This is a genomic window from Spirosoma sp. KCTC 42546 (assembly GCF_006965485.1).
Taxonomy (GTDB): domain Bacteria; phylum Bacteroidota; class Bacteroidia; order Cytophagales; family Spirosomataceae; genus Spirosoma.
In genome coordinates this window covers 8085171-8100570 of the sequence record NZ_CP041360.1, presented here as the reverse complement: position 1 = coordinate 8100570, position 15400 = coordinate 8085171, and the positions used below count along the sequence as shown (strand labels likewise).

Annotated in this window: 13 protein-coding genes and 1 tRNA gene; 10 read left to right on the top strand and 4 right to left on the bottom strand. The window is 47.4% G+C overall.

What is annotated here, in order from left to right; all coding sequences use genetic code 11:
* The first annotated feature begins 40 nt into the window (after positions 1-40).
* The 4 genes from EXU85_RS32975 to EXU85_RS32960 all read left to right on the top strand — a co-directional run bounded on the left by EXU85_RS32975 (position 41) and on the right by EXU85_RS32960 (position 3367).
* Positions 41-739, top strand: coding sequence for a response regulator transcription factor (locus EXU85_RS32975; protein ID WP_142776148.1), 699 nt, complete (start codon positions 41-43; stop codon positions 737-739).
* 157 nt (positions 740-896) lie between these two features.
* Positions 897-1868 (top strand): porphobilinogen synthase, encoded by a 972-nt coding sequence (gene hemB / locus EXU85_RS32970; RefSeq protein WP_142776147.1) that lies wholly within the window; start codon positions 897-899, stop codon positions 1866-1868.
* Positions 1865-3202, top strand: coding sequence for a dihydroorotase (locus tag EXU85_RS32965; protein WP_142776146.1), 1338 nt, complete (start codon positions 1865-1867; stop codon positions 3200-3202). The genes hemB and EXU85_RS32965 overlap by 4 nt, the downstream gene beginning before the upstream one ends.
* An 81-nt stretch (positions 3203-3283) precedes the next feature.
* Positions 3284-3367: transfer RNA gene (locus EXU85_RS32960), tRNA-Leu, on the top strand.
* 120 nt (positions 3368-3487) lie between these two features.
* On the opposite strand, the gene EXU85_RS32955 is transcribed toward EXU85_RS32960, so the two are convergent.
* The 4 genes from EXU85_RS32955 to EXU85_RS32940 form a co-directional block, all read right to left on the bottom strand.
* Positions 3488-5614, bottom strand: a complete 2127-nt coding sequence (locus EXU85_RS32955; RefSeq protein ID WP_142776145.1) for a xanthine dehydrogenase family protein molybdopterin-binding subunit — start codon at positions 5612-5614, stop codon at positions 3488-3490.
* Positions 5615-5634: 20 nt separating this feature from the next.
* Complete coding sequence (locus EXU85_RS32950) at positions 5635-6642, bottom strand: xanthine dehydrogenase family protein subunit M (RefSeq protein WP_142776144.1); 1008 nt, start codon at positions 6640-6642, stop codon at positions 5635-5637.
* A gap of 20 nt (positions 6643-6662) precedes the next feature.
* Positions 6663-7481 carry a 2Fe-2S iron-sulfur cluster-binding protein gene (locus EXU85_RS32945; protein ID WP_142776143.1) on the bottom strand — a complete coding sequence of 273 codons (819 nt, stop codon included), beginning with the start codon at positions 7479-7481 and terminating at the stop codon, positions 6663-6665.
* A gap of 329 nt (positions 7482-7810) precedes the next feature.
* Complete coding sequence (locus EXU85_RS32940) at positions 7811-8695, bottom strand: PfkB family carbohydrate kinase (protein WP_142776142.1); 885 nt, start codon at positions 8693-8695, stop codon at positions 7811-7813.
* A gap of 244 nt (positions 8696-8939) precedes the next feature.
* On the opposite strand from EXU85_RS32940, the gene EXU85_RS32935 reads away from it, so the two are divergent.
* Genes EXU85_RS32935 through EXU85_RS32910 form a run of 6 tightly spaced genes read left to right on the top strand, consistent with a single transcriptional unit; the run spans position 8940 to position 15303 of the window.
* On the top strand, positions 8940-9590 hold the full coding sequence (locus tag EXU85_RS32935; RefSeq protein ID WP_246859349.1) for a TetR/AcrR family transcriptional regulator: 651 nt from the start codon (positions 8940-8942) through the stop codon (positions 9588-9590).
* Between the two features lie 43 nt (positions 9591-9633).
* Entirely contained in the window at positions 9634-10095 is a 462-nt protein-coding gene (locus tag EXU85_RS32930; RefSeq protein ID WP_142776140.1) for a phosphatidylglycerophosphatase A, read from the top strand.
* Between the two features lie 5 nt (positions 10096-10100).
* Positions 10101-10478 carry a GtrA family protein gene (locus EXU85_RS32925; protein ID WP_142776139.1) on the top strand — a complete coding sequence of 126 codons (378 nt, stop codon included), beginning with the start codon at positions 10101-10103 and terminating at the stop codon, positions 10476-10478.
* A complete protein-coding gene (locus tag EXU85_RS32920; protein WP_142776138.1) occupies positions 10475-13042 on the top strand; it encodes a DUF5686 and carboxypeptidase-like regulatory domain-containing protein in 2568 nt (855 codons plus the stop codon). The genes EXU85_RS32925 and EXU85_RS32920 overlap by 4 nt, the downstream gene beginning before the upstream one ends.
* Before the next feature lie 19 nt (positions 13043-13061).
* Positions 13062-14348: a DUF4833 domain-containing protein gene (locus tag EXU85_RS32915; protein WP_142776137.1), complete on the top strand. Its 1287-nt coding sequence runs from the start codon at positions 13062-13064 to the stop codon at positions 14346-14348.
* Positions 14349-14367: 19 nt separating this feature from the next.
* Positions 14368-15303 carry a phosphatase PAP2 family protein gene (locus EXU85_RS32910; protein WP_142776136.1) on the top strand — a complete coding sequence of 312 codons (936 nt, stop codon included), beginning with the start codon at positions 14368-14370 and terminating at the stop codon, positions 15301-15303.
* Positions 15304-15400: the final 97 nt, after the last annotated feature.

Genomic DNA, 15400 nt, shown 5'->3' with positions numbered 1-15400 from the left:
TACTTCACTCAGGTCACGTACTGCACCAATTACTGAAATTATGCCAACCATTCTCCTCGTTGAAGACGACCCGAATCTGGGTCAACTGGTGCAGGAATACCTGACCATGAAAGGCTACCCTACCGACCGCGCCATCAATGGTGATCAGGGATTACAGTTGTTCATGGGGGGTAATTACGACCTCTGCATTTTCGACGTAATGATGCCCAAGAAAGACGGATTCACGTTGGCTAAAGAAGTTCGGATGGGTAACCGCGATGTGCCCATTATATTCCTGACGGCCAAATCCATGCAGGAAGATACGATCCAGGGCTTTAAGGTTGGGGCCGATGACTACATGACTAAGCCATTTAGCATGGAGGAGTTGTTACTTCGCATTCAGGCTATTTTGCGCCGATACCAACGCTCAACCGATTCGGCGGAAACTACTATTTATCAAATCGGCTCGCTTTCCTTCGATTACCCGCATCAATTGCTTTCCCGGAATACCGATGCAACAACCGAGTCGCAACCGCAGAAATTGACCAGTAAGGAGTCTGAATTATTAAAATTGCTGGCACAGAACCTCAATCAGCCCGTCAGTCGTAGTTTTGCACTGAAAATGGTTTGGGGCGACGATTCGTATTTCAACGCCCGAAGCATGGACGTGTACGTGACTAAACTGCGCAAGTATCTCAAAGAAGACCCTACTGTTCAATTGGTGAACGTACACGGGGAAGGATTTAAGTTAATAGTGTAGTGGGTGAAGTGAGTGTAGTAGGTGGAGTGAGCAGAGTAGGTTAAGTAAGGAAAATAAGTGGAGTAGATCGTTCGCAACTATTCCACTCACTTCACCTATTCCACTCACTTCACTTACTCCACTCACTCCACTTACTTCGCTCACTCCACGAAAACCAATGAATATACTACGTCGTCCGCGTCGAAACCGTCAATCGGCGGTTATCCGCGACATGGTGCAGGAGACCCGTTTGTCGGTCACTGATTTTATCCTGCCTGTTTTTATCATGGAAGGCCAGAACGTTCGGTCGGAGGTGGCTTCTATGCCGGGTATCTACCGGCTATCACTGGATCTGCTACTGGATGAAATTCAGGAATGTGTCGATCTGGGTATCAAGACGTTCGATCTGTTTCCGAACCTGCCTGAGTCGAAAAAAGACAAATACGCTACCGAAAGTTATAATCCAGATGGTCTGTATTTACAGGCCGTTCGGGCCATTAAAGATCGCTTCCCGGACGTAATGGTCATGACCGACGTAGCGATGGACCCCTATAGCTCGGATGGACACGATGGCATTGTTGAAAACGGTAAAATTCTGAATGATCCCACACTGGACGTATTGGGGAAAATGGCCCTCGCCCAGGCACAGGCGGGTGCTAATATTATTGGCCCGTCCGACATGATGGATGGGCGCGTGGGCTACCTTCGGCAAGTACTGGATGACGGTGGATTTCACGACGTAGCGATTATGTCCTATGCGGCCAAGTACGCCAGCGCCTTTTACGGCCCTTTCCGAGATGCACTTGATTCGGCACCGAAGTTTGGCGATAAGAAAACGTACCAGATGAACCCTGCCAACAGTCGTGAGGCACTCATTGAAGCACAACTTGATTTTGAAGAGGGTGCCGATTTTTTAATGGTAAAACCCGCACTGGCTTATCTGGATATCATAAAACTTCTGAATGATAACTTCCACCTACCCATTGCCGCCTACAACGTCAGTGGTGAATATGCCATGATAAAAGCGGCTGCGCAAAACGGCTGGCTCGACGGCGAACGCGCTATGATGGAATCGTTGATGGCGATTAAGCGGGCCGGAGCCAATGTAATTTTGACCTATTTTGCAAAAGAAGCCGCCCGCTTATTATGAGTAAACTTCTGATTCGTAACGCTCGGTTAGTAAACGAAGGTCATATTGTTGAGACCGACGTACTGATTGAAAACGGCTTCATCTCCCAAATTAAGTCGGGCTTGTCTGATCGTACTGTTAACCGGATTATTGACGCAACTGGTCAATACCTGTTGCCGGGTGTCATTGATGATCAGGTACATTTTCGGGAACCGGGTCTAACGCATAAAGCCACAATTAAGTCCGAAGCGCGCGCAGCTGTAGCGGGGGGCGTCACCAGTTTTATGGAGATGCCCAACACGGTTCCGAATGCCTTGACGCAGGACTTGTTGGCCGATAAATACGCAATTGCTGCGCAGACATCGCTGGCGAATTACTCATTCTTCATGGGCGCGTCGAATGATAACCTCGACGAAGTGTTGCGCACCGACCCGAAGACTGTTTGCGGCATTAAAGTATTCATGGGTTCCTCAACGGGCAATATGCTGGTTGACAATGAGCAGGTGCTGGATAGTTTGTTTCGGCAAAGTCCCATGCTGATTGCTACCCATTGCGAAGACGAAGCCACCATTCGGGCCAATACCGAACGATACAAAGCGGAATATGGTGACTATGCAACGGCGGATCTTCACCCCTTGATCCGTAATGAGGAAGCCTGCCTGAAATCGTCGTCAATGGCGGTTGAATTGGCGCGTCGGCATAACGCCCGGTTACACATACTACATATTTCGACGGCCGACGAACTCGTTTTGTTCGATAATACCATCCCACTTACCGAGAAGCGAATTACAGCAGAGGTATGCGTGCATCATCTTTGGTTCGACAGCCGGGATTATGCAACCCTGGGCAACCTGATCAAGTGTAATCCGGCTATCAAAGCACCGCATCATAAAGAAGCGCTATTGGCCGCTCTTCTGGACGACCGACTGGACATCATCGCCACCGACCACGCGCCCCATACCTGGGAGGAAAAACAGCAACCGTATTGGCAGTCACCCTCGGGTTTGCCGTTGGTTCAGCATCCGTTGTTACTCATGCTTGATTTTGTGACGCAGGGTAAATTGCCCATCGAAACGGTTGTGCGAAAAATGAGCCATGCTCCAGCCGATTGCTTTCAGATCGACCGCCGAGGCTACGTTCGAGAAGGTTATTGGGCCGACCTGGTTTTGGTAGATATGAACCAGCCATCAACGGTTACGAAGCAAAACGTTCTGTATCAATGTGGTTGGTCACCATTAGAAGGCCATACATTTGGAGCCACCGTAACGCATTCAATTGTGTCGGGTAAGTTGGTTTATGAAAATGGTCAGTTCCTAACGGATCAGCCGGGCGAACGATTATTATTTACCCGATAGCCTGGAAAAAAATTACGCAAAAACCTTGTACAATCAGCGCAGAGACTCTTATCTTTGCAATCCCAAACAGGGAAGCGTACTGCCGAAGTGGTGAAATTGGTAGACACGCACGTTTCAGGGGCGTGTGTCTTTACGGACATGCGAGTTCGAGTCTCGCCTTCGGCACATAAAGAAGCCGCAATCTAATTGGTTGCGGCTTCTTTTGTTTATGAAGTCAATCCACTAAATGCAAAGTAGTCATTGATCCTCTCCTCGGGGAAGGTGTTTCCTTGCTAATTGATGCGGTTACAGGAGCTTATCGGGTGTTATCGGTAATTCCCGAACGCGTTTGCCAGTGGCATTAAAAACGGCGTTGGCAACGGCAGCAGCCACACCAACTATACCTACTTCCCCAATTCCTTTTACCCCCATCTTGTTGATAATCTGATCGTCTTCCCGGATAAAAATAGCGTCCATCGTTCCAATATCCAGGTTAGACGGAACGTGATAATCGGCGAAGGATCGGGTTGCAAAATTGCCCCAGCGCGGATCGACAACGGATTCTTCGGTCAGCGCCATGCCAATTCCCCACACATTTCCACCAATAATTTGCGAGCGGGCTGTTTTCGGATTCAGAATAGTACCAGCTCCCGTCACGGCCAGAAAACGGGTAACCCGAACCATACCCGTCGATATATTTACGGCTACTTCCGCAAAATTGGCGTTAAAGCTGTGAGAAGAGTATTCGTCTACATTTCCCGGTGGCTTGGAATCCACTCGGGTCTGGAAATCGGTGATCTTTTCAGAAATCATCAGTTGTGTAGCCGTTGGTCGGGCAAAAAACTGCTTACCTGATTTAGCAATTAGCTCATCGGTTATTTTTATGCAGGCATCATTAACGGCATTGGCATAACTAGCGGCCCCAACCGAACCCACGGCACCGGCAGCAGGGGGGAGGTCTGAATCGCCAATTAGTACTTTAACGTTCTGGATGGGTAGCACCAGTGCATCGGCCGCCGTTTGAGTCAATATGGTGTAGGTGCCGGTTCCCAGGTCCGCAGCAGCCAGTTCAACGGTGGCTGTAACGTCATTGCCGGAGCGTTTAAGCTTTACGATGGCCGATGTGGGTCGTTGGTGAGCGGGATAGGTACCGCAGGCTACGCCGTAGCCAATCAGATAATTTCCCTGTTGGTTCTGGCGCGGTTCTGCCTTGCGTTTGTCCCAGCCAAAGGCTTTGGCTCCCTCCCGTAAGCATTGAACCGTTGCCCGCGATGACCAGGGTTTACCATCCGATGGGTCACGTGCTGGCTCATTTTTGATGCGAAGCTCGATTGGATCCATTTTTAGCTTATAGGCCAGTTCATCCATCGCCGATTCAAGGGCGAAGCTTCCCGTGGATTTTCCGGGTCCTCGGGTGTAGGTTGGCAGAATCAAATTCATGGGCACCACCCGGTACGTAATGAGCGAGTTGGGTGCATCGTACATGATTTTGGAGCAATCGCCACAGGGTTCCACAAACTCACTGTGGATGGCCGCATGGGTTGTAATTTCATGGGCCAGGGCTGTCAGCTTACCATCTTTGGTAGCTGCCAAACTCACCTTTTGGAAGTTACGCTGCCGCAACCCTACCGAATTAAACATCTGTTGACGGGTTAGGGCCAGTTTGACCGGACGATTAACCTGCTTGGCCGCAACGGCTGTTAGCACCAGATTAGCCCATTGCCCCCCTTTGGAGCCAAAACCACCACCGATGTAGGGCGAAATGATACGTACCTGTTCTGGCTTGAGGTTTAGGGTAGCTGCGGCTGCGCTTTGTGCCCCATTTACGATCTGTGCACTATTGTAGAGGGTAACATGGTCTCCGGTCCATTCGGCAATAGTGGCGTGGGGTTCCAGCGGGTGGTGGTGCTCAATGGGGGTCCCATACACTTCTTCAACTTTATAGTCGGCACTGCTAAGGGCTGCTTTTGCGTCTCCGCGCCTGGCATCCGCCTTCTCTTTGTCTTTGGGTAGTACAGCCTCCTTGGCCAGCTTGTCAAAATCAACTTTGGGTGTTGTCTTTTCATACTCCACGTTTACCAGACGTGTAGCGTGCCGGGCCTGCTCAAAAGTTTCGGCCACAACCAAACCAATATGCTGCCCATAAAACTCTATTTCAGGACTTTGTAGCAGAGCCCCACCGCGCAGGCCACCATCGACCTTAAGCTTTGGGGCATTCTTATGTGTAATAACGGCCAGAACACCGGGTGCTTTTTCGGCAGCAGTCGTATCAATAGTCAGAATTTTTCCGGCGGCAATGGTGCTTTTAAACAGAACGGCATAAGCAAGATTCTTAACCGGGTGATCCGTAGAGTAGTCTGCTTTCCCAGTTACCTTAAGTATCCCGTCGATGCGATTGATGGGAGTGCCGACTAATTTGTTTTTCTGTTGCATGGCTTTTATTGACATTAACCTCAAGCTTTACCTCCGTTCATCGCCATTTGCAGCGCCCGTACAATGCTTCGATTGCCCAACTCCACTTTAAATTTATTGTGTGCCAACGGCTTTGCATCGGCCATTTCGGCATCGGCAGCCAACTTGAAATTCGCTTCGGTCGCTTCTTTACCAATAAGCATTTGCTCCGCCTTCAAGGCCCGCCAGGGTTTGTGGGCCACACCGCCCATGGCAATTCTGGCCTGTACGATCTTGGTTCCACTAGTTTCCAAGGCAGCTGCCACCGAAACTAAGGCAAAGGCATAGGAAGCCCGGTCGCGTACTTTCAGATAGTAGGATTTGTCGGCGAAGTTGTTCCTGGGCAGCTCAACGGCGGTGATCAGTTCGCCGTGATTCAGGTTCGTATCTTTTTCAGGAGTATCGCCCGGCAACCGGTGAAAATCTGCGAATAGGATGACTCTCTCCTGGCCACTGGCATTCCTGACCTTGACAACGGCATCCAGTGCCGCCAGTGCGACCGCCATATCGGATGGATACACCGCAACGCATTTGTCTGACCAACCGAAAATGGCATGCATCCGGTTGATGCCTTCTAGTGCACCACAGCCTGTTCCCGGTTCGCGTTTATTGCAGGGCATGGATACATCATAAAAATACGGACAACGCGTTCGCTGAAGCAGGTTACCTCCATTCGTCGCCATATTACGGATCTGACCGGACGCACCCGCCAGAATGGCCTGTGTTAGTAACGGATAGTTTTGGCGGATCAAAGGGTGATTGGCTGCATCGGTATTTTTTCCCAGCCCGCCAATCGATGCGCCCCCAGTATTAGCTCCGGCCGTTATGGGCTTAATCTCGCTCAAGCCTAGCCTGGTAATGTCGATCAGCTCATTGGGCCGTTCGACATCCTCTTTCATCAGGTCCAGAAGATTGGTCCCGCCAGCAAGGAATTTTGCGTTCAGGTTCCCCGTCAGAAGTTTGGTTGCCGAGGGGAGGTCTTTGGCCGTCGTGTATGTAAAAGGTCTCATAGTATGCTGGTTCAGAGCGATTAGCCTATAATGTGCCAGGTTTGTTCTACGGGTTTTCCACTCTGAACCTCCTGAATGGCGGCAACAATATTTGGGTAAGCCCCACAGCGGCATATGTTCCCAGACATCCGCTCCCGAATTTCCTCGGTTGATAACTGAAGCGGGGCCGCCTTTTTACGGATGGTTTCCGATACATAACTTAGCTCGCCGTTTCTGGCCTCCTCTAATAGCGCCACCGCCGAGCAGATTTGTCCAGGTGTACAGAACCCACATTGAAATCCGTCATGTTTAAGGAATGCTTCCTGCACTGGATGAAGCCGAACGGTTGGTGATGCGGCATTCCGACTGTCATTCCCCTGGGCGATTCCTTCAATCGTTTTAACCGTTTTGCCTTCGCAGGCTGCGGCCAGGGTCAGGCAGGATAATACCCGTCGTCCGTCTACGATCACGGTGCAGGCACCGCATTGCCCGTGGTCGCAGCCTTTTTTGGAGCCAGTCAGTTCCAGCCTTTCCCGTAACGTGTCTAGTAGGGTCATTCTGGAATCAACCATCAGCTTACGAGCGGTACCGTTGACCTTGAACGATATAGTTACACCGTTTTCGATAGTTGTGGGAGAGAGTTCGGCTGGTAACGGTGCGCTCAGTGGTCTGATTAGTACTTGCTCTGCAACCGCTGACTGCGCAGCCAGGATTCCCCCGCTAGCCAGGGTTATTAACTTCAGGAAATGACGTCTGTTGACACCTGTATCGAGAATTTCGGCCAGATCTTCCGGCATCAACTCTTCGAATAGTTTCTTTTCATCCTCTGTCAATTGAGGTGTTTCGTTTTCGTCCTGCATGCAATTGGTCGGAGAATACGGGTTTAAGAATTAAACGATTTCGGAGGCTAGTTGTAAGGCGGTAGGATCATCTAACTTAACCGTTCTCGGATGGGATTGTTCGGCAAATAGCGTTACTCTTATCTACTGAAAACGTATGTATAACCTCATGCGACTAGATGGAGTTGGCAAGCGCTTAGACCACAGGTTTTACAAACATCAGATTCCTGGTAATCAGAAAACGCGAATGGATTGATAGGCTATCAATCCATTCGCGTTTTCTGATGGTTTCTGAAAATTTACCTGCTAGCTAATCAATGCACGCTTTTTTGTGACTAAGTCTTAGGGCGTTAACTTAAAACCCCTTGCTCTCCTAATCCTAATGTAGTAACCAAATCAAGAGGGCCAGAAAAGGGACCTGAAGAGCCAACTTTTAATGTGGCTAGTGCCGCTCCAAATTCGCCGGCCTCCTGCACGTGGCTACCCTTAACGCGTTTCAGTAAATAACCTGCCATATAGGTATCGCCACAGCCAGTGGCATCCACTACAGCCCTAGGCTTGAACGCTGGAATTTCATAAAAGATACCTCCTGTATAAATGAGAGACCCTTTACTCCCGAGCGTGATAATTACCTCGCGCACGCCCAGATCGGCCAGATACATAGCTCCCTCCCTCGTATTCTTTCGGCCCGTAACAAGTTCCATTTCAAATTCATTGGCCTTTAAAATACTGACATACGGAAGGATTTTCTTTTTGGCGGGCCAGTCCTGATAGACTACTTTTTTATTCCAGACACGCCGTAAGTAGCCTTGTATATCTAACGATACCAGCCCATTTTTTGATAAATCCTGAATTAGCTTGACCGGAATATCATCGGCAAGCAGTGGTCCCAGATGAAATACCTTGGCACGCAATTCGGGCATTTGCGAAACACTGAAGGGAGAGGCCTTTCGTAGTACCTGTTGCTCGCGGTAATCCTGGTCGTCGCCATAACTGTTTTGAAAATAAACAGTGTGCGTACTTGGTAAGGTGTAAATATCAACGCCCTCCGCCCGCAGATCATCAACAATATGATGTTCCTGCAAGGCAAGCGCCGTGACTAGCTTATACTCGATATCCGCCTGTAAAAGCGTTTTAGAAAAATAAAAAGAAGTTCCGCCCGGCATATAGGTCACCGAATGCGGAGTGACGACTTTGTCCAGTGATATATGGCCAATTGTGCAGATGTCGATCATAATTGATGTCTAGCCTTTTTTGACAGACTACGTTTGAGTGTTGATACTATTACTGTTATCCAGTACCGCGAGCTACTAGGGTAAGGGGTGTCGACCTCTATAAACGAATGAAATTGGTCAACGCTCGCAATAATTTCATATAATGAATTGCTTTAATCACATAGTTTAAACATTTGATTAAAACAGTTGACAAATATAAATAAGCATCCGTATCTTTACACAACAAAACCCAGTAATGATGCAAATGGTTAGTTCAACTGAAGAGAAAATTAAAGAAGCAGCCCGAAAAGTATTCCTGGAAAAAGGCTTTACTGGAGCTACAACCCGCGATATTTCCAAGGAGGCTGGGCTGAACTGTGCCTTGATGAATTACTATTTCCGTAGTAAAGAAAAATTGTTCGCGTTTGTTTTCGAGGAAATGCTTCAACTCTTCTTTCAAGGCATGATAACAGTGCTCAATAAGCCTATTAGTCTGAAAGAGAAAATTATTGAATTAATAGAACACGATTTTCAGACGTTCAAGCAGAATCCGAGCCTGTGCATCTTTATCCTGAATGAGTTACACCGGGACCCAGATCAGTTAATAAACCTTATACAGACGGCTAAAACCCAGGCGGCTTTACTCTTTGAGCAGCAGCTAAACGAAGCGATTCGTCAAGGCATCGTGCGTCCCGTTAAAATGCAACATGTGTTGAGCCTTTTACTGTCGAACACGCAGTTTATTTTTCTGGGCAAAGCCATTACGATGAGTACCTGGCAAATGGATGAAGAGGCATTTAATACCTATGCTGATGATCATAAACGGTTTATTACGGAGATGATTATTAACTTTTTATTCATCGCTGAACCAATGCCTGAATCTATAAGTGACATTGAATTACAGCAGGTTAACTAACAAGTAATGGACACAACCTGTTATTGGATAAAGGCTATAATCAATGCATAAACTAATTGCTACCGGCCTGGGCATTGGCTATATCCGGAAAGGCGGAGGCACGGTAGCCGCAGTTGTGTGTTGCGGTGTCTGGTATCTGGCCTGGCCTGCTATGGCGCAGGCCAGTGGCGCTCCGATTCTCGTTCCGTTACTAGTCACTGGCTTGATTACGGTAATTGGAATTTGGTCGGCAAATGTAGTTGAAGCGGAGTGGGGTAAAGACAGCTACCGGGTTGTTATTGACGAAGTCGCTGGTATGTGTCTGAGTTTGTTGTTTATCCCGATTAACGAAAAGACCCTGCTGGCAGGACTTTTTTTATTTCGTCTGTTTGATATAGCCAAGCCCTTCGGTATTCGAAAGCTGGAAAAATTGAGTGGAGGCTGGGGCGTTATGCTGGATGATCTGCTCGCCGGTCTTTATGCGAACATAGTGTTACAGGTTGCTCTGGGTTTGGGTATTTTATAAATCGAATGCAAACATTTATTAAAGTTCAGGCTACATCCCTTATGGCTACAGGGGTCGACTTTTTGACGACTATTCTGTGTGTGCGTCTGTGGCACTTCTGGTATTTATCGGGTAGTGTAAGCGGGGCAATTGGTGGTGGGCTTGTCAGTTTTATTATTTCAAAAAAGTGGACGTTTGCCAATAGTAATCAGCCCGTTGCCTCACAGTTCAGTCGGTTTGTCCTTGTGTGGCTCGGCAATGCAGGCGCTAATGCAACCGGACTTTTCGTCGCCACTCATTTCCTGGGTGTCCAGTATCTGGTAGCCAAAACTATCGTAGGTATACTGGTTGGCGTCAGTTACAATTATTTTTTACAGAAAGACTTCGTCTTCACCATGTCATGAATCATTTATACCGTTGCGCACCATACCGTATAGTCTCGCTCCTGTGCGGCTTATTGTTGCTTATTTCTGGTTTGAGCCGCGCACAGACAACTACTGTTACTGGAACCATTATCGACGGGGCTTCCAACCAGCCCTTGCCGTTTGCCAACATTATTTTTGTAGGCACCACAATTGGTACGACCAGTAATGAACGAGGGACTTATACGTTAACGGCAAACGGAAACTTTATGCAAGTTTCCGTTTCATTTCTTGGCTATAAATCAATCGTCAGATCAATTAAACCTGGCTCAGCACAGCAGGTAAACCTTCGGCTGGAGCCGGATTCCCAGCTTTTGAATGAAGTTGTCATTCGAAAAAGCAAGCAGGAACGGTATCGGAATAAAAATAATCCGGCTGTTGAACTGATCCGAAATGTAATCAGCCACAAAGAACAAAATCAGATCGGGCATTACGAGTATGCGGCCTATGAAGAATACGATAAACTTCAGTTTTCGCTTAGTAGTTTATCTACCAAAGTAGCAGAACGGAAAATCTTTCAGAAATACCGCTTTCTACTGAACAATCGGGACACGACTACGTTGCCGGGGAAATCCCTGTTGCCCGTTTATCTGGAAGAAAAGGTATCCGATACGTATTATCGTAAAAATCCAGAGAAGGAAAAAACCATTATTAAGGCGAAAAAACGGGTCGATTTTGGCCAGTATTTCGACAGCAATGGCCTTAGTCTTTACCTGAATCGGATGTATTCAAAGGTCGATATTTATTCGAATTCGATCTTTTTGATGACCAACCAGTTCCTCAGCCCCATTGCCAGTAGTGCCCCAACCTTCTATCAGTATTATCTGGCCGATACACTTGTGGTTGGTACGACAAAGCTGGTCGGCTTGAACTTTGTGCCCCGTAATGGGACCGACATGCTGTTTGAAGGGAAAATGTACGTGACCCTGGATAGTAATTATGCGGTTCAGAAAATAGATCTAACGGTAAACCCCAAAATTAACCTGAACTGGGTTCGCGATCTACGGATTCGACTGCAATTTGATCAGCATACAGACGGGAAATACTTCCTGAGTAAGAGTGATTTACTGGCCGATTTTGGCATTAGCAAAGGAAAAGGCGGGGGTATCTTCGGTGAGAGAACCTTGTCGTATCGGAACTATATAACGAACGAAGCACACCCTGATGATTTTTATACGGGTCCACCACAGGTCGTAGAAGCTGATGCGGCCACAAAAACTGACCTGTTCTGGAAAGAAAACCGCCATGATACGCTCTCTGCCTCCGAGTCGAAGGTGTATGCCAATATTGATAGTTTGAAACAAATGCCCTCGTTCAGGCGCACGATGGGTACGTTGACATTCTTATTGGCGGGTTACAAATCATTCAATGCGTTTGAAGTAGGTCCGGCCAATACATTCTATAGTTTCAATCCGGTTGAGGGGTTTCGGCTCCGGTTGGGCGGACGTACCACACCTGAGTTAAGCAAACGCTACTATGCCGAAACCTATGCGGCTTATGGGTTTAAAGACCAGCGCTGGAAGTATTTTCTGAGTGGAACGTATTCTATTAACAATAAGACTATTTACCAGTTTCCGCAAAATTACGTTCGGGCCAGTTTTCAGCGCGATACGAAGATTCCAGGTCAGGAACTTCAATTTGTGCAGGAGGATAATTTTCTACTGTCGTTCAAACGGGGTGTTAATGATAAATGGCTCTATAACGATACCTGGCGGATTGACTACGTTCATGAATTTGAGAACCACTTTTCTTATACGATTGGCTTCAAAAACTGGCAGCAGTCACCAGCTGGGGCACTCCAGTTTAAGCGAATTGATGAGAGCGATGCTGCACCGTCTCATACGCTAACAACGTCTGAGTTTTCAGTAGAAACGCGTTGGGCGCCTAATGAGCAATTCTATCAGGGTAAGATTTACCGTGTGCCGATTGTGGGCCGCTATCCGGTATACACACTCCGCTTTGCCGCTGGCGTACAGGGCTTACTGGGTAGCCAATACAACTATCAGAATTTAATGGGGAGCATTAGCAAGCGCTTTTTGTTATCCCAGTTGGGGTATTCAAATGTAACGTTGCAGGGTGGCTATATTTTCGGGCAAGTCCCTTTCCCTCTGTTGACAATTCACCGGGCTAACCAAACGTATGCGTATCAACTGAATTCGTATAACCTGATGAATTTTCTGGAATTCGTTAGCGACCACTATGCCAGCCTGAGTATTGACCACTCATTCAATGGATTTTTCTTTAATAAAATCCCCTTGTTTAAAAAACTGAAATGGCGGGAAGCCGTTTCGTTTAAAGCGCTCTATGGTGGTTTACGGAGTCAGAATGACCCTCAACAGAATCCATCGCTGTACGAATTCCCAACGGATGCGTCGGGGGTACCGTACACGTACACGTTAAACAAAACACCCTACATTGAAGCCAGTGCAGGTGTTGCCAACGTATTTAAGTTTTTCCGGGTCGACCTGGTTAAACGACTCAATTACTTAGATCATCCAAATGTGTCTCAATGGGGTATACGCGCCCGGGCCACATTTGATTTTTAACTTATGACGCCTACTCACTATGCAACAGGCACTTTCGTTTCGCACAAAAATTCAATTCGGGATTTATACGGTCATCAATCCCATCGTTAGATTACTAATTCGGTTAGGGCTAACACCAAACATGATCACAACCATTGGTCTGGTGTTAAACATAGGCGTAGCGGGTATCTTCATTCTGGGGGCTCAGCAAGGCAACCGGGGCGATTTAAGCTATGTTGGCTGGGCCGGAGCGCTGGTACTGTTTGCCGGTTTATTTGATATGCTGGATGGACAGGTAGCGCGTCTGGGTAAGATGAGTTCGCTATATGGTGCGCTTTTCGATTCGGTACTGGATCGTTATAGTGAACTGATCATGTTTCTGGGTATTTGTTATTACCTGATTGCCCAGCATTACTTTTTGGGTTCGTTGTTTGCATTTATTGCGCTGATCGGTTCCATGATGGTCAGCTACATTCGCGCCCGGGCCGAGGGCTTAGGCATCGAGTGCAAAGGCGGTCTTATGCAGCGCCCCGAACGGGTCATAACCATTGGCGTGTCGGCGCTGGCATGCGGCTGTCTGGCCCCTCTACTCGGGCCTGACTTTAAAGTATATGTGCCGGGAATTCCTGTGCATGTTTTTGAAACGATGTCCATTTTTACGCTACCCTTAACGCTCATGGCGTTTATGACGAATATAACGGCCTATAAGCGGTTGACGGATTCCCAAAAAGCACTTACGCAAAAAGAAAAGTCAGCCTCTTTGCCGGGTGGTGCTCTGGTTTTGGTGCTCTTACTCCTGGCTCCTTCGTTTAGCCAGTCGGCAGTTCCGAAGAAGTTGACGTCTGACCACGATCAGCCAATAACCAGCTTTCCGGTACCTAAAAATATTCCTAACCAGTTGTTTTACCTTCAGCGAGACCCGAATTCAAATACGATTATCTGTGCGCTGAATGTAAAAAATGGCCAGTTGGATAAGCAGGACCCCGTTCATGTTTTCTGGATTCGCTATACCGAAGAAAGTCAGCAGAAGGAGCTTTCGTACATTCAACGTACGTTTGCGTATGGGATCAAAGCGCGGGCGCTCTCAAACCAGGAGTATGAACTGAACTTTGTATCCTATAAAAAACTCCCTTTACGATTGGCTAAATCGGAACGGGATGCAGGCTACTACGTCTACGCGAACGTGAATCAGAAAAAGGTAATTCTAAGACGCCTTTATCTGCATATAGAAGGCGGGACCATGTGGAAGCCGAATGTAAAGTATATTCAGGTTGAAGGGATCAATGCGTCTACGGGAGAGAGTACTGTTGAACGTATTATGGTCTAGTACCGTGTTTAGTAATAAAATGACACCTACTTCCTCAATTACCAGCCCATCTCGTTACAAACAGATTCTAACACTAAGTATCGTCTCACTGGGTTATCTGCTGCTATCCTTTATACTGGTTGGCTTTAAGTCAGATCAGTTGGTGTTGGTTGGGCTAGTGAATGCGCTATTCTTTGCTTCCGACCAGAGCCGTAAGTTTCTAATCGGGTTTTCAATCTTCATTGTGTACTGGATCATTTTCGACTACATGAAAGCGTTTCCAAACTACCAATACAATGATGTACACATCAAATCCCTGTATTTACTTGAGAAGAGCCTGTTTGGTATTCCCGTAGACTCCTCAGTGCTAACGCCCAATGAGTACTGGCTGGCCCACCGAACAACATTTTTTAACGTACTGACCGGGCTGTTTTATGTAAGCTGGATTCCTGTTCCTCTGCTGTTCGCTACCTACCTTTTCATCAAAAATCGACCAGCGTTCTTTCCCCTGGCGCTGACGTTTGTGCTGGTTAATCTGCTTGGCTTTATTATCTACTATCTATATCCCGCTGCTCCACCCTGGTACGTACAGCTGTATGGCTTTACTTTTCATCCGCACACACCTGGAAACACCGCTGGCTTAGCCAATTTTGATCAGTATTTTGGTATTTCACTCTTCAGTGGTATTTATGCCAAAAGCTCGAATGTGTTTGCGGCTATGCCTTCGCTTCATTCGTCGTATCCCGTGATTGTTTTGTACTACGGCATAAAAAATAAGCTGGGACTGGTCAATCTATTTTTTGCGGTTGTGATGGTGGGTATCTGGTTTTCTGCCGTTTATACAAGCCATCATTATGTACTGGATGTTATGGCGGGCATTACCTGCGCTGTGATCGGCATTACGCTTTTTAATCAAGTATATAAAACGCGCTGGCTAACGGGTTTTATTCAGCGAATGACCGCGTTAACGGCTTAGCAACAGGTTGCGCTATAAATGTTACTGGGGTTCGTAGTCATGAACCACTTTATCAGTTTCTATAAACAGGAAGGGGCAAATCGACTCGATTTGCCCC